Origin of the sequence: uncultured Kocuria sp. (assembly GCF_947500125.1) — a bacterium.
Classification (GTDB): Bacteria; Actinomycetota; Actinomycetes; order Actinomycetales; family Micrococcaceae; genus Kocuria.
This window is the reverse complement of sequence record NZ_CANMRA010000001.1, coordinates 203,980-221,911: the sequence shown is the minus strand read 5'-3', so window position 1 is coordinate 221,911 and position 17,932 is coordinate 203,980. Positions and strand designations below refer to the sequence as shown.

Sequence of the window (17,932 nt, the reverse complement as noted above, 5' to 3'; positions counted from 1 at the left end):
GGCGCCTGGATCTGACCTGACCTCCCGGGTCCAGGCGGCGCCGGCGGACGGTCAGCGGTGCTGCGGACCGGTCTCCTGGGCGGGCGCCGGGTCCGCCGCAGGGCGGGTCTGGCGCTGCACGACGAACGCGGGGACGACCGCGGCGCCGCGGCCGCTGAGCCGCTCGAAGCGCTCCTGGAACCGGCGCAGCCGGCCACGGGGCTCCACGGCCAGCACCACGCCGTCGACCCGGTCGGTCAGCGCGGCCAGCTCCGCCGCACCGGCACGGGGCGGGACCGTGGCCACGAGGAGTGCGGGCGTGGTGTCGTCCATGCCCAGCCAGTTCGTGTCGCCCAGCGGACCCACGGAGTCCGTGAGCGTGTCCGCGCCCACGACCTCCACGGTGCCGCCCCACGAGGAGACCACGTTGTCGAGGGCCTGGACGACGACCGCGGCCTGACCGGGCAGGGTCGAGTGCACGGCGATCCGGGAGCCCGGCCGCGGCACCGCGCGGTCCTCGTCCTGGGAGAGCCGGCGCAGCAGCTCGAGGGCGCCGTCCTCGTCGTCCTCAGCGCTCAGCACCACCACGGGCGAGCCGGTCGCGTCGGCCAGGCGGTCGGGCCGGCGCACGGCGCGGTCGGCCCGCTCCCGGAAGGCGCCGGCGAGGGCGCCGAGGACCAGTCCGCCGACCAGCCCGCCGGCGATGAAGAGGAGCAGGCCGGCGGAGGAGGGCTCCTGCGGCGGCGTGGCCTCGCTGATCACGCGGCCCGGGGTCGGGGCGATGAGGGCCAGGGCGGTGCGCTGCTCGCGCAGCTGCCGCAGGCTGGAGGATTCGTCGTCGCTGCGCTCGAGGCCGGCGATGGACTCGTCGATGCGCTGCAGGGTGTCGTCAGCGGTGGTCTGCACGTCCTCGCCGCGGTCGGCCAGGTAGGCGGTGGCCAGGGCGTTGGCCCGCTCGGCGGCCCGGGCCGGGTCGTCGGCGGTCACCGTCACGCGGAGCACCTGGGTGTCGTCCGGGGCGGTGGTCGACATCCGCTCGAGCAGCTCCTCGGCGAGCGCGGGGTCGGCCTCCGCGACGGGGACGTCCTGCAGCAGGGCGGCGGCCCGCAGCGTGATGCGCCGCGAGGCCATCGTGGCCATCTCCGTCTGCATCTCGACGTCCTCGACGCCGGAGTCACCCGTGAGCGGGTTCACCGCGCTCGGCGTGACGGTCATCGAGGCGGTCGCCTGGTAGGTCGGCGGCCACAGCAGGCCCGCCACGAGCGCGGCGGCCAGCACGACGAGCCAGGTGCTGAGGATCGTGGGCCACCGGCGCAGGACGCGGCGCCACGGCGGTGTCGGGTCCGCCGGCTCCGGGCGGCGCGGTCGGGTCGGGACGGTGTCGTCCCGGGTGCGGCGCCGGTCGGCGCCGATGGTGTTGAGTGTCTCGCTCATGTGGATTTCCCCCCTGGTGGATCGCGGGTCGTCTCGGACGTGGCGGTCGTGCCCGGCGTCCGCCCCCCGGCGGATCACCGACCCCGGCCTGTCGGAAGCGCTGCCGAGTCCAGCCCGGCCGGCGGCGTCCCGATCCGATGTCGATCGATTTGAATGTTACAGATGCAAACTCAGCGGGACCACAGCAGGACCCTGGAACTCCGTGGCCTCTTCGGGCCACACGCCTCGGCGTCCGTCCCCCGGACGGCGGCGCGGTGCCGGAGCACGAGCACCGCCGCGGCGCCGGCCACGAGCAGACCGGTCAGCGCCAGGTGGACGAGCAGGCCGGTGGTGCCGGAGCCGAGCAGCGCGCGGACGAGCAGCCCGCCCCCGCCCGTGAGCACCGCCGCGGACGCGGCGATGGCGCCCACCACGGACCAGCGCGGCGAGATGCCGAGCAGCCGCACGGACTGGAACAGGGCCAGCCCCGTGTCGGTGAGCACCGACGCCGCCCACGCCGTGGCCGCCCCCACGAGGCCCCACTGCGGGATCAGCCACAGGTTCAGGGCCATCGCCACGGCCAGGGCGGCGGACTTGTTCATCAGCTGCCACCGGCTGCGCCCGGCCATCAGCAGCAGGGACTGCACGCCGCCGGCCGAGACGGCCAGGAGCATGGCGGAGGCGATGACCACCATCGCGGGGTAGCCGGACTCGAAGCCCTCGCCGAAGAAGGACAGGATCACCGGCCCGAACAGCAGCAGGGTGAGGTAGAAGGGCCAGGCGCCGGCCACGAGCACCGCGGTGGTGCGGGTGAACACGGAGCGGGCGGTGGCGAGGTCGTCGACCGCGAGTGCGGCGCTGATGGACGGGCCGGTGACGATGCGCGCGGTGTGGTCGAGCATGGCGCCCACCCGGATGCACCGGTTGACCACGCCGTAGACGCCCGCCGCGGCGGGGCCCAGGAACGCGGCCACGAGCAGCACGTCGAGCCACTCGAGCAGCGCCTCGACGAAGGCGGTCACGCCGCGGGCGGAGGAGAAGGACCAGAACGCCCGCCGCTGGACCGCCGTTCCCGGCGGGGCCGCGGCCCCGGGCTCGTCGCGCAGGCCCTTCACGTACCGGCGCAGCAGCACGAGGGCGAGCACGGCGACCACGGCGACCGGCACCGTCCACGCGGCGGTGAGGGCCAGCAGCCCTCCGCCGGCGAGGACGACGGCGAGGACGCCGAGCACCCGCAGCGAGGGCAGCACCACGTTCTGCAGGAAGGAGAAGGTCGGCACCCGGTGCAGCCCGCGCAGGGCGCCGAAGGCGAGGTTGAGCACGGCGCCGAGCACCAGGAAGGGCGCGGCGAGCAGGACGGCGGGGCCGACGCCCTCGGGCAGCACCCCCGGCAGGGCCGTGAGCACGGCCGCCACAGCGGCCACGCCCGCGGCGAGCAGGAGCACCGGGCGCCCCGCGATCCGCAGCACCCCGGTCACCGCCGAGCCCTGGCCCCGGGCGGTGAGGGCGGGGACCGCCCGCACCAGCCCGGTGTCGGCGCCGAAGGTGGACAGGGTCGTGGCGATCGCCAGCACGGCCACCACCTGGAAGAACTGTCCCGCCGCCGCCGCGCCCGAGGCGTTGGAGACCACCAGCGTGGCGGCGAAGGCGAGGCCCGCGCCGGTGACCACGAAGGCGAAGGTGAGCGAGCCCGAGCGCGCCAGCGGCTGCGGGCTCACAGCCCCTCCCCGTAGCGCCGGGAGCGCAGCAGCACGGCCAGGCTCAGGCTGATCAGGATGAACTGCACCGCGTCGAGGCCGTAGTAGGTGAAGAACAGGCACGCGGCCATGGGCGCGGAGTGCACGAGCAGCCCGGTGGTGGTGCGGACCTTCAGGGTCATCAGCGTGGTCCCGTGCAGGTAGGCCATGAACAGGCCCAGGCCCACGAGGCCGTAGCAGAACATCAGGGTCCAGATGTAGCCCTGGGTGCCCATCTCGATGCCGACGGTCTCGTCGTAGAGGGGCGCTCCGTAGCCCAGCAGGGGCGAGTCCAGGGTGGCCAGGAAGGTGTCCCGGTACAGGTCGGAGCGGGTGCCCGTGCTGTCGCTGTACTCCTGCCGGCCCGTGATCCGATCGACGGCGCCGCTGGCCACGAGCCAGCCGCCGACGGCGGCCACGCCCGTGATCCCGGCCAGGGCGACCCCGATCCGGCCCCGCAGGGCCATCCGGACCATCACGTACCCGAGCGCCACGGTGATGCCGAGGAACATGCCCCGGTTGGTCGTGGCCACGGCCGGGGCGAGCGAGGCCAGGAGCCCGGCCACGATGAGCAGGTGCCGGGCGCGGAAGCGGACCGTGGTGAGGTAGGCGAGCACCAGGGGCGTGAGGAGCACGAACCCGGAGCCCCACCCGTTGGTGTACGGGAACGGGGCGGCCGGCCGGTTGTAGGGCTCGGGCGCCCCCCAGGGCATCTGGACCTCCGCGAGGGGCGGGAAGAAGTAGTTCTGCACCAGCGCGTTGGAGGTGATGCCCTCCGGCAGCAGCAGGCCGATCGGGGTGGTCAGCCTCGCCTCGGGGATCACGAACGTCAGCAGGCCGAGTCCCACGAGCGTGGCCCATGCGACCACTGCGGCCCGCAGGAACCGGCGGTGGTCCAGGGTCTCCCGGGCGTTCCAGTAGTAGACGACGTAGATCAGCGCGGCGAAGATGTTCACCCAGCGCAGCGCGAAGCCCATCCAGGAGCCGAAGCCCTCGATCTGCACCGAGCTCGCCGCCATCCAGAGCAGGAACACGGCGAGCACCCACGCCGGCCACGGGACCGTGGTGCCGCGGCGGAGCATGAGCAGGAAGAGCATGGCCACGGCGAGCAGCGCCGGGGCGAACTGCAGGGCCCCGAAGGCCCAGATCAGCGGCAGCCCCCAGAACAGGACCAGCAGCGGCCAGGCGGGCAGGGCGGCGGTGGTGCGGCGGACCGGGGCCGGCCGCGCCACCGAGGGGCTCAGGAGCGCCACTGCCGCCTCACACTCCTCGGCCGAAGAAGGACACGGCGTTCTGCAGCCGCTCGGCGCTGACCGCACCCGTCGCCACGGCCAGGGCCCCCCAGGCCCGCAGCTGCCCGCGGTCCCGGCGCAGCGCGGACCGTGCCCACCGCACGGCCTCCCGGCGGTCACCGCGCGCGGCGTGGGCGAAGGCCACCTGGCCCGCCATCAGGGCCGTGCCCCGGTCGGAGGTCTCGAACTCGGGGAACTTGCGCAGCATGTAGGTCAGGGCGCCGGCCATGTCCCCCCACTGCTGGCGGAAGAAGGAGGGCCGGTCCCAGCGCACGGTCAGCACGGTCTCCGGCACGGAGTGCACCGGGGCGTGCCGGGCCAGGCGCAGCAGGAGGTCGTAGTCCTCGCCGTAGGAGGAGGGCAGGTCCTCGTCGGGGAGGCCCACGGGCCCGTACAGGTCGGCGCGGCGGCAGATGAGCGCAGAGGGGTGGATCTCCATCATCCGGTCGGCCAGCAGCTCCGGGAACGTGGCCACGGCCTGCGGGACGCGCAGGATGGTGCGCTCGTGGGAGACGATCTCGATCGCGCCGGTGATCGCCGAGGCCTCGGGGTGCCGGTGCCAGTGCGCCACCTGTCGGGCGAGCTTGTGCGGGGCCCACACGTCGTCGTCGTCGCAGAAGGCGATGATCTCCCCGGTGGCGGCGTGGATGCCGGTGTTGCGGGCGCCCACCAGGCCCGGGGAGCGGGTGTTGGGCACGGTGCGCAGCTCTACCCCGGCCGGGACGTCGACGTCCGCGAGCGGGTCCACCTCGATGCGGTCGAAGACGACGACGACCTGGACGGGGCCGGCGTAGTCCTGCTCGACGATCGCGCGGACCGCCTCGCGCAGCATCTGCGGCCGCCCGGCGGTGGCGATCAGGACGGACACGGACGGGTGGTCGGTGCGGAAGCCGGCGGCGGTGGCCGGGGCCGGGGCGAGGACGTCAGCGGACATGGCGGGTGCTCCTGTCGGTCGGGAGGGCGCCGACGGCGTCGGCGTCCGGGTCGGTGTCGGCGGGCCGGACGGTCAGGCCCCGGTACTTGCGCCGCATGGAGACCGCGCTGATCGCCGCGAGGGCGGCCAGCAGGATCGCGTAGGCGGGCAGGAAGAGCGCGGGGATCCCCCAGAGGAGGAAGATCCAGCAGGTGACCCCCGCGTCGGTGGGCAGGTTGAGGAAGGAGCGCAGCGTCCCGCCCGAGGGCGGCCCGGCGATCCCGCCCGTGCGCCGCAGCTGCTCGGCGAGGATCTGGCTCATGAACTGCCCGACCTCCACGAGCACGAACAGCGCGGCGAGCACCGCCAGGGCCGCGGCCGGGAACGCCTCGGGCCGCGGGTGCAGCAGGGCGGCGGCCGCCACGGCCAGGTGGATCGCCGGGGTCCGGATCGAGTCGACCACGTGGTCGAGCCACTCCCCGGCCGGCGAGCCGGTGCCGGTGAGCCGGGCCACCTGCCCGTCGGCGGAGTCCAGGACGTAGCCGGCCGCGAGGAGCACGGCGACGACGACGCCCGTGGCCGGGGCCGGCGGGGCCGCCACGAGCACGGCCAGCCCCGCCGCGGAGAGAACCGCGCTGAGGGCGGTCACCCCGTTGGGGGTCAGCCCCGCCGCGGCCGCCTCGGCCGCGGCGTAGCGGGCCAGCGGGCGGTTGACCCACCGGGTGTACGCCGGGACCCCCTGGCCGGGCTTCTGCGCGGCGCGCAGCCCGGCCAGGGCCTCCGGGAAGGTGGGCCGGCGCCGCGGGGCGCCGGCGCTGCCGGTGGTGGTGCTCATGCCGCGTCCTCCGGGCGGGGCGCCAGCTCGAGGTCGAAGCTGGCGTCCGGGGTCGCCCGGTAGTCGAGGTGCATGCTGACGCTGATCACGTTGACCCCGGCCTTCAGGGCCGAGGCCGGCACCACGGCGGTGACCGGATCGGCGAGGGCCGCGGTGGTGCTCCGGGCGCCCAGCGTGTAGCTGGTCCAGTCGAGGGAGCCCTCCGGCATGTTGGATCGGACGACCTCCTTGCCGTTGACCCGCACCACGATCCCGTCGTCGGCCCGGGTGGTGAGGAGCAGGTCCCCGAGCGCCGCCGGGTCCGTCACCGTGAACTCCTTGCGGAACTGGGTGGCCACCGGCCGGCGCCCGTCGGTGGTCAGCTCGGTGGCCACCGGGGTGCCCCAGCCGAACGGTGCCTTCCCCTTCAGCCAGCCCGTGACCGCGCCGGCCTCCTGCCAGTCGTCCTCGGGCGCCGAGTCCTCGTGCCGGTAGGACCACTCGGCCCCGCGGGCGATGACGTCGGGCGCCACGGCGGGCGCCTCGGGCTGCTCGCCCTCGGTGACCACGGCGCTCAGGTCGAAGCTGGCGTCGGTGGTGTTGGTCCAGTTGGAGTGCATCTCGGCGGCGATGACGTTCTTGCCGTCGCGCAGCATCCAGCCCGGGACCTCCACCTTGACGGGCTCGGCCACCGCGGTGGCGGTCCGGCGCGGAGCGGTCGCGTACGTCCCGGAGGACAGCAGCCCGTCCGGCAGGTTGCTGCGGGTCACCTCTTCCCCGTTGACGTAGACGGCGATGCCGTCGTCGGCCCGGGTAGTGAGGGTCAGCTTCTCGACCGTGGAGGCGTCGGCCACCTGCACCGACCGGCGGAAGTAGGTGGTCAGCGGGCGGGTGCCGTCGGCCACCAGCGTGGTCTTCACCTGGTCACTGCCCCAGCCCAGCACGGCCGAGCCCTGCTTCCAGGAGGCGTCGTCGAAGTCCGTCGACGCCCAGTCGCGGGCCGGCGGGTTCTCGCGGTCGTGGTGGTAGCGCCACGCGGCGCCCTCGGCCACGATCGCGTCCGGATCGGCCGGCTCCTCGGCGGGCGGCTCCTCGGCGGGCGGCTCCTCGGCCGGGGGCTCCTCGGCGGGGGGCTCCTCCGCGGGCGGCTCCTCCTCGGCGGGCGGCGCCGGCTGCGTGCCGGCGGTGGCCACGGCGGTGAGGTCGAAGCTGGCGTCGGTGGTGTTCGTCCAGTTGGAGTGCATCTGGGCGGAGATCACGTTCTTGCCGGTCTTCAGCGCCGATCCGGGGACCTCCACCGTGACGGGCTCGGCCACCGCGGTGGCGGTCCGGCGCGGGGCCGTGGCGTACGGGTCCTCGGTGAGGGAGCCGTCGGTGACGTTGGAGCGGACCACTTCCTTGCCGTTGACGAAGACGACCACCCCGTCGTCGGCGCGGGTCGTGATGGTCAGCTTCTCGACCTTCGTGGCGTCGGCCACGTCCACCGAGCGGCGGAACTGGGTGACGATCGGGCGGTTGCCGTCGGCCACCAGCGTGGTCTTCACCGAGGCGTCGCCCCAGCCGAGCACGGCCGAGCCCTGCTTCCAGGAAGCGTCGTCGTAGTCGGCGGACGTCCAGTCCGTACCTGGCGAGACGTTGCGGTCGTGGTGGTACTTCCACGTGGCGCCCTCGGCGATCAGGGTGCTGGTGCCGGGCTCGGGCTGCGGCTCCGGCTGCGGCTCGGGGGCCGGCTCCGAGCCGGCCACGACCACCGGGGTGGAGGCCGAGACGTTGCCCGCGGCGTCCGCCGCGCGCACCGCGTACCGGGCGCCGTCCAGGTGCGGGACCTTCAGGGAAGTGCCCGTGGCGGTGCCGACCGGCCGGTCGTTGCGCAGCACCTGGTAGGTGACGCCGGACTCGGGGGCCGCCGTCCAGGAGAGGGCGTCGGAGTCACCGTCCCGGCCGACCTTCAGGCCCGTGGGCGCGGCCGGGGCCTTGGCGTCCCGCGGGGCGAAGCGGAGGAAGCCGCCGGACCACTGCGCCGCTCCGGTGGAGGAGACGCTGCGGTTGATGTCGCCGCCGGTCCACAGGACCCCGTTGCTGTCCATCAGCGCGGCCCAGATGCCCCAGCCGCCGAAGCCCTTGATCTCGGGGTTGAAGCCGGGCTGGTAGCGCCCGCTCTGGGCGTCCCAGGCGCCGATGGCGTTGATCCGGTCCGCGACGATCTTCGGCTGGGTGGCCACGTTGGCCTTGATCCACTTGGTGGCGCCGGCGTTGTACCAGTTGAAGCAGTGGCACGCGCCGAAGACCGTGCTGTCGGTCGAGGTGATCGCCTGGATGTCGCCGCCCTGGGAGGTGATGCCCTCGGAGGTGCGCTGGAAGGTGGAGCGGTCGTAGCCGAACATCGAGTGCTCGGCGCCGCCGGCCCACACGGTGTTGCCCTGCTCGCGCACGGCGAGCTGGAAGCCGTCCTGGCCCGGGTTGGCGTAGTCCACCGGGATGGAGGGCTCCCAGGTCCAGGTGTCCAGCGCCGCGCCGGCGGTGGAGCGCACGGCCGCGAGCCGGAACGCCGAGGCGCCCTGGGACTGGTTGAAGTAGCCGGCCGCGTAGAGCCGGTCGCCCTTCGGGGAGGCGTCCACGCTGGTCACGGTGCCGTTGAACTCGGGGTTCCAGGAGGCGTCGGGGGTGCGCGTGGAGATCTTCACGCGGGCGCCGGCGCGGGCGTAGACCCGGCCCGTCTCCTGTCCGCCGCTCAGGTGGGTGAAGGCGCCGCCCAGGTAGAGCCAGTCGCCCTGCACGTCCAGCGCACGGACCTGCAGCACGCCGTTGGTCAGCAGGTTCTCCACCTTGAGGTTCCAGGCGGTGTCCACCTTGCCGGTCGTGGCGTCCAGCACCACGACGCCGGGTGCGCTCACGCCGTTGACCGTGGTGAAGCGTCCGCCCACGGCCAGCCGGTTGTCCGGCAGCTCCGCGAGCGCCTTGACCTGGCCGTTGAAGACCGGGCGGAAGTCGGTGCGCAGCTCCCCGGTGTTGACGTCGAAGGCCGCGAGGTAGGACTGGGCCACGCGCCCCGTCCCGGCCGCGTTGCGCTGCATGGCCTTGAAGTTGCCGCCGGTGAAGACCGAGTTCCCGATCTGCTCGAGGGCCTGCACCTCCGTGTTCATCTCCTCGCCCAGACCGTCGGCGCGCTCCACGGCGCCCCACTTGGTCGGCTCGGCGCCGCTGTTGGGCAGGGCCCGCTGGGCGATCGCGGCGGTGCCCGAATCGGGGATCGTCTTGCCCTCGAAGGCCTTCTGGTCGACCTTGGGCCGCAGGTACACCTGCGTGAAGGGCATGGCGCCCTTGCCGCCCGTGGCCGGCGACCAGAGGTAGGTGGTCGCCGTGTTGCTGCCGGCCACCTCGTCGCCGTAGCGGAAGCCGCGCTGCCAGTCGGTCTCGGCGGTGTCGGCGAAGCGCATCCGGGCGGTGCCGGTGGAGCCGATGTCGTTCGTGGTGCCGCCGGTCCCGGAGGCCACGCCCGCGCCGTAGCGGAAGGACCAGGAGGTCACCGGGGTGCGGGAGCCGAACGTCCAGTTCCAGTACGGCTTGGCGGTGACCTTCATGCGGCCCTCCTGCCAGGTGGTGCCCGCGGCGTCACGGGCTCGGCGCAGCCGGATGCCGTCGTCGAGGGAGTCGGGCCGCTGCCCGTTCAGGAGGTCGTCGACCGTTTCCGAGGACAGCTGCTTGGGCGCGAAGGCCGCGGTGCCCGTGACCGTGGAGGAGACGTCCTTGGGCGTGCCGACGCCCTGGTAGTACTCCTTCCAGTCGCTGCGGCCGCGGCCCACGAGGACCCAGCCGCCGCCGTCGGTCACCTGGTCGCAGTAGAACTGCTCGGGCGCGGTCATGGCCGGGGTCACCAGCCAGTAGACGCCGGAGGCCGACGTCGGGTCCTTCTGCTTGATCTCCCAGCAGGACGCCGCGGCCGAGGCCGCGGACTTGCCGTCCACCGGCGGCGCCTCGGCGGCGCCCACCGGGGCGAAGGTCAGCAGCGTCGCGGCGACGGCCATCACGGTGCCGATGCTCAGGGTCGCCTTGGTGCGGGCCGTACGCGCCCGGCGCCGGACCCGGTCCGCCCGGGGCGGGGTGTTCGTGTTTCCCATGGTGTGGTTCCTCAACAGGTTCGTGCGGACGGATCAGCAGGTCGGGTCGTCGGGGAAGCCGTGCTGGACGACTTGCCAGGACTCGCCCGGTTGGCGGAAGAGGTCGTAGTTGTGCAGGGCCTTCCGGCCCTTCTGCTTGCCGCTGACGACCACGCCGTCACGGTCCACGACGGTGACCTCGGAGGAGTCCAGGCAGACCGTCACGCGCACGGCCTCGCCCTCGTCCGTGGGCAGCGGGGCGGAGACGGGCTCGCCGACGACGACGGGCGCCCCGCGCTGCTCCCAGCCCTGGTGCTCGAACTCGGCCAGGGACGCGAGGATCTCCTGGAGCGCGGCGCCGGCGGCGGACTCCTCGGCCACCGCGACGGCGGCCGGATCCAGCTCGGCGGGCTCCTCCCCGGCGTCCAGCTCGGCGGAGGACTGCGGATTGCCCGGGTCCGCCGGGGCCGGCTCGTCCGACGGGACGAAGGCCTCGTGGGCCTCGAGCGCCGCCTGGATCTGCTCGACCTCCGGCGCGTCGGCGGCCACGGGTTCGGCCGAGGGCAGGTCCTTGGCGCGGACCTCCTGCGGCGTCTCGAGCTCCACCACGGTGTTGGCCTCGAGGGCCTCCGCCGCCGGGTCGTCGGTGGCGCCGGTGGCGCCGCAGCCGGCCAGGAGCCCGGCGAGCAGGAGCCCGCCCAGCAGCCGGTGCGTGGTACGGACAGTGGGACCTCGAGTGCTCGATGCGCACGACAGGTCAAGGATCATGTCAGCTCCCCCCAGATCTGAACTACCGGCGCCGATGGCCGGCGCCGCGGTGATCCGCCGCAGGTTGTGGGTCGAGGGACCCCCGCGGCCTCCCGGACGACCCCCCGTCCGGATTCATTGGATCGCATGGAGTCTAACCCCGGTGTTAACGATCGGGAACGAGTTTCGATGTCCCCTTTTGTGACCCGCTTTTTCAGATGCAAACGCAGGTTTCTCCGCAGTAGGGTGAGGCGATCACCGGGATTCCCTGGAGCAAATGGGGAGTCCGGACGCAGCACGGGACGGCCGCGGCTCGGGGGAGCGCGGCGTCCGGCGAACGCAGGGGGACGTTGTGGCGGGGGAGACACCAGTACCGGTACCAGCAGGGGCGCGCCGGCGTCGGAGGGCGCAGCTGCCCGTGCGGCAGTTCGCGCACCTCGACGCGATGCGGGCCGCCGCGGTGATGCTCGTGGTGCTCGCGCACGCCGGGCTCGAGCTGGTGCCGGGCGGCAGCGGGGTGACGATCTTCTTCGTCATCTCCGGGTTCATCATCACCCACCTGGTGCTCAAGGAGCACCGGCGCACCGGGGGCTTCGACATCGCGGGGTTCTACCGACGGCGGGCCCTGAAGCTGGCCCCGCCGCTGCTCGTGGCCCTGGTGCTGCCCACCGCCCTGTACGCCTGGCTGGTCCGGCCGGTGAACCTCGGGGACGTCCTGGGGCAGGTCTTCTTCTTCTTCAACTGGCGCTACACGGACTCCCAGGTGGACGTCCTGCCCGGCTCGATCGTGGTGTGGAGCCTGTCCATCGAGGAGCAGTTCTACGTGGCGTTCGCGCTGATCTGGCTGCTGCTGGTGGGCCGGCGCCGGCCGGCCACCGCGCTGGCCGTGCTGGCGGGGATCGCCGCGCTCGCCTCGGCGGGCGCGCGGGTGGCCCTGCACCTGGGCGGGGCGAGCTCGGACCGCATCTACTTCGGCACGGACACCCGGCTCGAGGCCATCGCGATCGGGGTGCTCGCCGCGATCTGGTACGCCCGCGCCACCCGGGAGGGCGCGGCCGGCGCCCCGGCGTGGTGGGGCCGGGACCGGGTCCTGGTGCTGGCCGTGCTGCTCTACCTGGGGTCGCTGCTGATCCGGGACGAGCTCTTCCGCGAGACCGTCCGCTACACGGCGCAGGCGGTCGCGGCCTGCCTGGTGGTGCTCTGGGGCCTGCACGGGCCCACCGGCCGGCTCGGCTCCCGGGCGCTGGCGGGGATGCGGTGGAAGCCCATCCAGCTGCTGGGGCTGGCCAGCTACAGCATCTACCTGCTCCACCTGGGCGCCGGGCACGCGCTCACCGCAGTGTTCGGGGAGATGCCGGGCCCGGCCGGGGTGGCGCTGCGCGTGCTGGTGGGCACCGCCGCCGGCATCGCCTGCTGGTGGTTCGTCGAGGAGCCCGTGGCCCGCTGGCACCACCGCCGCCGCGCCGGCCGGCGACCCGCGGCAGCCGCCGCCCCGGTCCCGGCCGGGCAGCCGTCCGGCTGAGCCCGCACCGGCTCGTCCGCACCTGCCCGTCCGTTCCGGGCGGACGGGCCCACAGATTTCCGCCGCGCGCCCACCGGGGCTCGCGGTGAGCAGACCGAGAGGGACTACCGGCGTCGTCCGGGCGGTCCACCGGGCCGGGGCACAGGAGGCCCCGGCAGGATCCCGAGGGGGGAATGACTGACATGAGCACCGACAAGCACGCACTGCGCGTGGGATACGCGGCCGGAGCGTTCGACCTGTTCCACGTGGGGCACCTGAACATCCTGCGCCAGGCGAAGCAGCACTGCGACCACCTGATCGCCGGGGTCGTCTCGGACGACCTGATCGAGGTCACCAAGGGGCACCGGCCGGTGGTCTCCCTGCGCGAGCGGATGGAGATCGTCGAGCACATCCGCTACGTGGACCAGGTCCACGCCGAGGTGCTGCTGGACAAGCTGGACACCTGGGAGCAGCTGCGCTTCGACGTGTTCTTCAAGGGCGACGACTGGCGCGGCACCCCGAAGGGGGAGCGGCTCGAGCGGGAGTTCGCGGCGGTGGGCGTGGAGGTCGTGTACTTCCCGTACACGGTGCACACGTCCTCCACGAAGCTGCGGGCCGCCCTCGAGGTGCTCTCGCTCCCGGTGGGCTGAGGCTCAGCGCGGCGGCTCCGGCGGGGGCCGGTGCCCGGCGCCGTCGCCGGACCACGGCGGCCGCGTCTGCTGCGGCGACTCCTGCGCACGGGATCCCTGCGGAGGGCGCCCCTGGAGCGGCTGCCCCGTCGGCGGGGTGTGCCCCGGACCGGTCTGCCACGATCCGGGCTGCCCCGGACCGGTCTGCCACGATCCGGGCTGTCCCGGACCGGGCTGCTGCGCGCCGGCCGGCCAGGAACCGGTGCGCTGCGCACCGGCGTGCTCGTGGTCGCCGGGGGCGGTGCCGGGGTAGCCGTCCCGGTCCGCGCGCCGTCGCGCCCGGCCGCGGCGCGCGGCGTCCCAGGCCCACACCACCAGGGCCCCCACGCCGAACAGCGCCACGAGCAGGGCGACGACGGGACCGAGGAAGGGCACGGCCCGCAGCAGCACGTAGATCAGCAGGCCGAGGGCCAAGGCCAGCACCCGCTTGCCGAAGCCCGCCGGGGCGGGGTCCCGCAGCAGAAGACCGCCCGTGGTGTACCCGACCACGACCGGTGCCAGCAGCGCCACGGCGAGCACCAGGCCCAGGACCAGCACGAGGTCGAGGACCACGCCCGTGGCCACGACCGCGGCGGCCAGCCCGGCGAGGGTCAGCCAGCCCAGGGCGATGGCCAGCAGGATCGACACGACGAGGACGGCGAGGAGGGCGACCGCCGTTCCCGCGACGGCCAGCGCGCCCCATCCGAGGCTGAGCCAGGGCCGGGACCGGAGCGTTCCGGCCGCCCCGTTCAGGGTCCGGGGCAGCAGCCACAGCGCGAGCAGCCCCACCACGAACAGGGTCACGAACAGGCGCAGACCGGCGATCAGCAGCGCGAGCGGGCCGGCGGGGGCGGCCGGGTCCTCCTCGACCACCACCGGATCGTAGACGACCTCGCCGGCGATCTCGGCGCCCGGGGCGATCGCGGCCTCTGTCCCGGAGCGGTAGGACAGGTCCCCGTCGAGGCGCGCCGCGTCGGTCACGGTCAGCCCGGGGTCCACCTGGGGCACGGTGACGCCGGTCGTGGGCGCCCACGCGGCACCGACCTCGTCGGCGGAGCCCACGTCCGCCTGCACGTCCCCGCCGATCGCGCCGGCCAGGGCGAGGGCGGCGGCCCCGGCGGTCACGTCGCCGTCGATCGTGCCGGCCAGCAGGGCCTGGTAGGCGCCGAGGAGGACGTCCCCGCCGATCTCGGCCCCGGGGCGGGTCTCCAAGCTGTAGCCGGCCGTGACCAGGTCGTCGGCCACCCGGGCCTGCTCGCCGAGGAGGAGCACCTGGCTCGCCACGCGGGCGTCGTCGCCCACGGTCCCCTCGATCACCACGGTCTGGGCCGCGGCCATGAGGTCGCCCTCGACCGTGCCGTTGACCGTCACGGTGCCGCCGGCGACCAGGAGGTCACCGCGCACGGTGCCGTCGACCACCACGTCCCCGCCGGTCACGTAGAGGTCGTCGTCCACGACCTCGTCGGCCGCCACCACCACGTTCTCCTCCCCGCGGATCTCGGCGGCCCCGGCGGCGGGGGCGGTGAGCAGGACGCCCGCGAGCGCGGTGGCGAGCAGGGCCAGAAGGGTCAGCAGGGTCGGTAGGCGGAGGAGGAACGGGACGGGCGAGGTGCGGGGCACCGGCTGGGTCTCCATGCTCTCGAGTCCACGCCCGGGCCGGGACCGAGTCAAGGAACGGCCCAGTGTGACGGCGCTCCGCCATGTACCCACGCGTAGGTGAAGAGGCGGTCACGGTTGCGGATCGTTCCTGGTGGGGGTGGGACCGCGGTCCTAGCCTGAGGGCGTCGCGCGGCGGGCGCGCGGAGGGATCCGACCGGGGGTGGGTCATGACAAGAAGACTCGGAGCAGGCGTGGTCACGGCCGTCGTGGTGCTGGCGGGGCCGTTGCCGGCGGCGTTCGCGCACGGGGACGACCGGGCGCCGGGACCGCGCGTGGTCGCGGACGGCCTCGACAATCCGCGCCAGCTCAACTGGGACCAGGACGGAGCCCTGGTGGTGGCCGAGGCGGGCCGCGGCGGCACGGAGTGCGTCGGCGACCGGTGCGCGGGACCGAGCGGCGCCGTCACCCTGATCGAGGACCCGGGGCGGGCCGCGCCCACGGTGTCGACCGCCGTCGAGGGGCTGCTGTCCGTGGCGGCGCCGGACGGGACCTTCGCGGAGGCGCCCGCCGGTGCGGACGCCACGGACGTGGCGGGGCAGTACATCATGACGGGCTACGACCCCGAGCGGCTCGACCTCTCGGTGTTCGAGGCCCGGGGCGCGGCGATGTTCGTGGCGGGCACCGAGGAGAACACCGAGGAGAACGGGGAGACGTACCTGGTCTCCTACGCCGACCTGCAGGCGGCCGAGGAGGAGCTCAACCCGGACGGCGCGCAGATCGACTCGAACCCGTACGCGATCCTGTTCGTGGACGAGGACGACGAGGTGTCCCCGGACGGCTACGCGCTCGTGGCCGACGCCGGGGCGAACACCGTGTGGAAGGTCGAGCCGGACTTCTCCACCGCCACGGAGGACACCGCGCCGGAGTACGAGATCACCGCGTGGGCCAGCTGGCCGACCACCGCCCTGCCCGACGGCACGGACGATCCCGAGGGGCCGGCCGAGTTCGTGCCGACGTCGCTGACCGCCGACCGGCACGGCAACGTCTACGTGGGCGGGCTGGGCTCGGTCCGTCCGGGGGAGGCCTCGGTCGTGCAGTTCTCCGCGGACGGCACCGAGCTGCGGCGCTGGGACGGCTTCACCGCGGTGACCGGCGTGGCCGTGGACCGCGGCCACCTTTACGTCTCGCAGCTGTTCGGGCCGACCCCGCCGATGCCTCCGGGGGAGACCCCGGCGGCCGAGGCGCCGTCCACCCCGGGGAAGGTGCCCGGCCAGGTGGTGGTGCTGCACCGGCACCACGAGGACGCCGCGCGGTACGCGATCGACGTCCCGCTCCCGGCGGGCCTGGCGACCGGCCGGCACGGCGAGGTCTACGCCTCGGTGAACAGCGTGGCCACCGCCGAGGGCATCGCGGCGGGCCCGCAGAACCCGTTCGGCGCCGTCGGCGGCGGAGCGGTGTGGGAGCTGGACTTCTCCGACGCCTACCGTCTGGAGGGCACCGAGGAGTAGGACAGGAGGGAACGACGACGGCGGGCGGTGGCGGGTCCAGCCACCGCCCGCCGGCGTCTGATGCGACTCCACGCGCACGTGCCGCACGATCGGTTCCCTGCCCGATGACGGCGCCGGACGACTGAGCTAGTCGGTGCGCACGAAGCTCGCGCCGAGCACCTCGCCGGAGGCGTCGAGGGCCTCCACGGCGAAGTACGGCGCTGCGGGCGGTGCCGGGATCCGGGTCTCGAAGCCGTCCTTGTCCACGACCGCGTGCTCGGTGGCGCCGGCCTCGTCGGCACCGGCCAGGAGCCGCCACTGCGCGACCTCCGTCGCGCCGTTCCAGCTGACGTAGGCGCCGTCGCCGTCGACGACGAGAGCCGGCGGTTCGGCCGGGGTCCCGGTCCACGGCGCGGCGTAGGCCCGGTAGCTGTCGAAGGGGGCGGTGGCTGCGTCGTAGACGACCTCGCCGTCCGGGGTGTACTCGGTGTAGAAGTGCTCCCAGCCCCAGCCGACGAGCAGGTTCCCGTTGTCGAGCCGGGACGCGTTGGCCATGTAGTCGGACAGCCGTGGCTCGGGCGGGTCGAGCTGCCGCGCGATGCCGGCGGTCCCGGCGTCCTCGTCGAGGTCGAGCCACAGCACCCGCGAGTTCTCGCGGGAGGCCGGCGTGGCGGCGTTGTCGAAGAGCCGGATGGTGCCGTCCTGGTCCCGCTGGGCGTCGTGCTGCCAGGCGAAGACGGCGTCCTCGGACAGCTCGAAATCGCTGTCCGCGCCGCCGAGCGTCCAGTTCACGTCGCCGGTCTCCACGTCGATGTTGTAGACGGCGTGAGTGTTGCGCGCCGAGACCAGCAGAGAGCCGACGTCGTCGACCGACACCGAGTTGATGTGGAAGTAGTCGAGCGGGTTCTCCTCGGTGCCCAGGGCGTCGTCCCACTCCTGGTTCACGACGGAAACCTCGCGCGTGGCCGAGACCGGGACATGGTCCAGGGCGCTCCACTCGAACAGCACGTCCCCGCTCGCGATGTCGACCTCCTGCACCACCCCGTCCATGACCCATCCGTCCTGCGGCCCCCCGATCTCCCGGAGATCGGTCCGGGTGGGAACGTAGGCCACCCACAGCATGGTGTCCTCATCGGTGATGCGGAACTCGTGGAAGTCGGGCCCGTCCGCGGCGAGGCCACCGGCGGCCGACACCCGGCGGATCTCCTGGTAGGACGAGTCGACCAGCACGACCTCGCCGTACCCGTAGCCCCCCTCGCTGCTGCCCTCCCACCAGGTCAGCACCGGCTCGTCCTCGTAGGTCTGCACCAGGGCGTTGTGGACGGTGTCGTGGGCGTCGTCGATGTCGTCGAAGCCCTGCAACCACAGCGGATCGCCGTTCTCGTCCAGGACGGCATTGGCGATGGACTGCTCATCGGCCTCCGTGTTCCTCGGTGAGAGCACGACGACGCCGTCGTAGGCTTCCTCAGCGGCCGGCCCCGGGCTGATCTCGGCCCCGAACTCCTCCAGGTCCGGCCTGGTCCGGTAGTCGTCGTAGGCCCCGTCGAAGACGGGGGACTGCGCGACGGGCTCGTCGGTCGGCGAGGCCGAGGGGCTGTCGGCTGTTCCACCGGTGGAGCCGCCGGGGGCGGAGCATCCGCTCAGGACCAGAAGGGTCACAGCGGCTGATCCCAGGAGCAAAGGAGC

At 73.9% G+C, this 17,932-nt stretch carries 12 protein-coding genes; 3 read left to right on the top strand and 9 right to left on the bottom strand.

The genetic code is table 11. The annotated features are described in order from the left end of the window. Positions 1 to 51: 51 nt before the first annotated feature. The 7 genes from Q0817_RS00875 to Q0817_RS00845 all read right to left on the bottom strand — a co-directional run bounded on the left by Q0817_RS00875 (position 52) and on the right by Q0817_RS00845 (position 11,012). Positions 52 to 1,413: a hypothetical protein gene (locus Q0817_RS00875; RefSeq protein ID WP_298582852.1), complete on the bottom strand. Its 1,362-nt coding sequence runs from the start codon at positions 1,411 to 1,413 to the stop codon at positions 52 to 54. Between the two features lie 170 nt (positions 1,414 to 1,583). Next, positions 1,584 to 3,110, bottom strand: a complete 1,527-nt coding sequence (locus tag Q0817_RS00870) for a polysaccharide biosynthesis C-terminal domain-containing protein (protein WP_298582850.1) — start codon at positions 3,108 to 3,110, stop codon at positions 1,584 to 1,586. Continuing rightward, positions 3,107 to 4,381: an O-antigen ligase family protein gene (locus Q0817_RS00865; protein ID WP_298582847.1), complete on the bottom strand. Its 1,275-nt coding sequence runs from the start codon at positions 4,379 to 4,381 to the stop codon at positions 3,107 to 3,109. Before Q0817_RS00865 ends, Q0817_RS00870 begins: the two co-directional genes overlap by 4 nt. 7 nt (positions 4,382 to 4,388) lie before the next feature. Next, complete coding sequence (locus Q0817_RS00860; protein ID WP_298582845.1) at positions 4,389 to 5,354, bottom strand: glycosyltransferase family 2 protein; 966 nt, start codon at positions 5,352 to 5,354, stop codon at positions 4,389 to 4,391. Beyond that, complete coding sequence (locus Q0817_RS00855; protein WP_298582842.1) at positions 5,344 to 6,168, bottom strand: CDP-alcohol phosphatidyltransferase family protein; 825 nt, start codon at positions 6,166 to 6,168, stop codon at positions 5,344 to 5,346. The genes Q0817_RS00860 and Q0817_RS00855 overlap by 11 nt, the downstream gene beginning before the upstream one ends. Further along, positions 6,165 to 10,265 carry a fibrinogen-like YCDxxxxGGGW domain-containing protein gene (locus Q0817_RS00850; RefSeq protein WP_298582839.1) on the bottom strand — a complete coding sequence of 1,367 codons (4,101 nt, stop codon included), beginning with the start codon at positions 10,263 to 10,265 and terminating at the stop codon, positions 6,165 to 6,167. The genes Q0817_RS00855 and Q0817_RS00850 overlap by 4 nt, the downstream gene beginning before the upstream one ends. A gap of 33 nt (positions 10,266 to 10,298) precedes the next feature. After that, positions 10,299 to 11,012 (bottom strand): hypothetical protein, encoded by a 714-nt coding sequence (locus tag Q0817_RS00845; RefSeq protein WP_298582807.1) that lies wholly within the window; start codon positions 11,010 to 11,012, stop codon positions 10,299 to 10,301. Between the two features lie 397 nt (positions 11,013 to 11,409). On the opposite strand from Q0817_RS00845, the gene Q0817_RS00840 reads away from it, so the two are divergent. Together Q0817_RS00840 and Q0817_RS00835 are read left to right on the top strand one after the other, a co-directional pair. Further along, positions 11,410 to 12,513 carry an acyltransferase gene (locus Q0817_RS00840; RefSeq protein ID WP_298582804.1) on the top strand — a complete coding sequence of 368 codons (1,104 nt, stop codon included), beginning with the start codon at positions 11,410 to 11,412 and terminating at the stop codon, positions 12,511 to 12,513. Between the two features lie 182 nt (positions 12,514 to 12,695). Beyond that, entirely contained in the window at positions 12,696 to 13,142 is a 447-nt protein-coding gene (locus Q0817_RS00835; protein ID WP_298582801.1) for an adenylyltransferase/cytidyltransferase family protein, read from the top strand. 3 nt (positions 13,143 to 13,145) lie between these two features. Here the strand turns inward: Q0817_RS00835 and Q0817_RS00830 are convergent, their stop codons facing one another. Then, on the bottom strand, positions 13,146 to 14,795 hold the full coding sequence (locus tag Q0817_RS00830) for a polymer-forming cytoskeletal protein (RefSeq protein WP_298582798.1): 1,650 nt from the start codon (positions 14,793 to 14,795) through the stop codon (positions 13,146 to 13,148). 215 nt (positions 14,796 to 15,010) lie between these two features. Between Q0817_RS00830 and Q0817_RS00825 the strand changes: the two genes are divergently transcribed. Next, positions 15,011 to 16,267: a ScyD/ScyE family protein gene (locus Q0817_RS00825; protein WP_298582795.1), complete on the top strand. Its 1,257-nt coding sequence runs from the start codon at positions 15,011 to 15,013 to the stop codon at positions 16,265 to 16,267. A 126-nt stretch (positions 16,268 to 16,393) separates the two neighbouring features. Here the strand turns inward: Q0817_RS00825 and Q0817_RS00820 are convergent, their stop codons facing one another. Then, positions 16,394 to 17,905 (bottom strand): arylsulfotransferase family protein, encoded by a 1,512-nt coding sequence (locus Q0817_RS00820; protein WP_298582792.1) that lies wholly within the window; start codon positions 17,903 to 17,905, stop codon positions 16,394 to 16,396. Positions 17,906 to 17,932 lie beyond the last annotated feature (27 nt).

Coding starts and splice junctions, on each gene's coding strand:
- Q0817_RS00875 (WP_298582852.1), bottom strand. CDS start 1,413: ATGAGCGAGACACTCAACACCATCGGCGCCGACCGGCGCCGCACCCGG.
- Q0817_RS00860 (WP_298582845.1), bottom strand. CDS start 5,354: ATGTCCGCTGACGTCCTCGCCCCGGCCCCGGCCACCGCCGCCGGCTTC.
- Q0817_RS00855 (WP_298582842.1), bottom strand. CDS start 6,168: ATGAGCACCACCACCGGCAGCGCCGGCGCCCCGCGGCGCCGGCCCACC.
- Q0817_RS00850 (WP_298582839.1), bottom strand. CDS start 10,265: ATGGGAAACACGAACACCCCGCCCCGGGCGGACCGGGTCCGGCGCCGG.
- Q0817_RS00845 (WP_298582807.1), bottom strand. CDS start 11,012: ATGATCCTTGACCTGTCGTGCGCATCGAGCACTCGAGGTCCCACTGTC.
- Q0817_RS00835 (WP_298582801.1), top strand. CDS start 12,696: ATGAGCACCGACAAGCACGCACTGCGCGTGGGATACGCGGCCGGAGCG.
- Q0817_RS00830 (WP_298582798.1), bottom strand. CDS start 14,795: ATGGAGACCCAGCCGGTGCCCCGCACCTCGCCCGTCCCGTTCCTCCTC.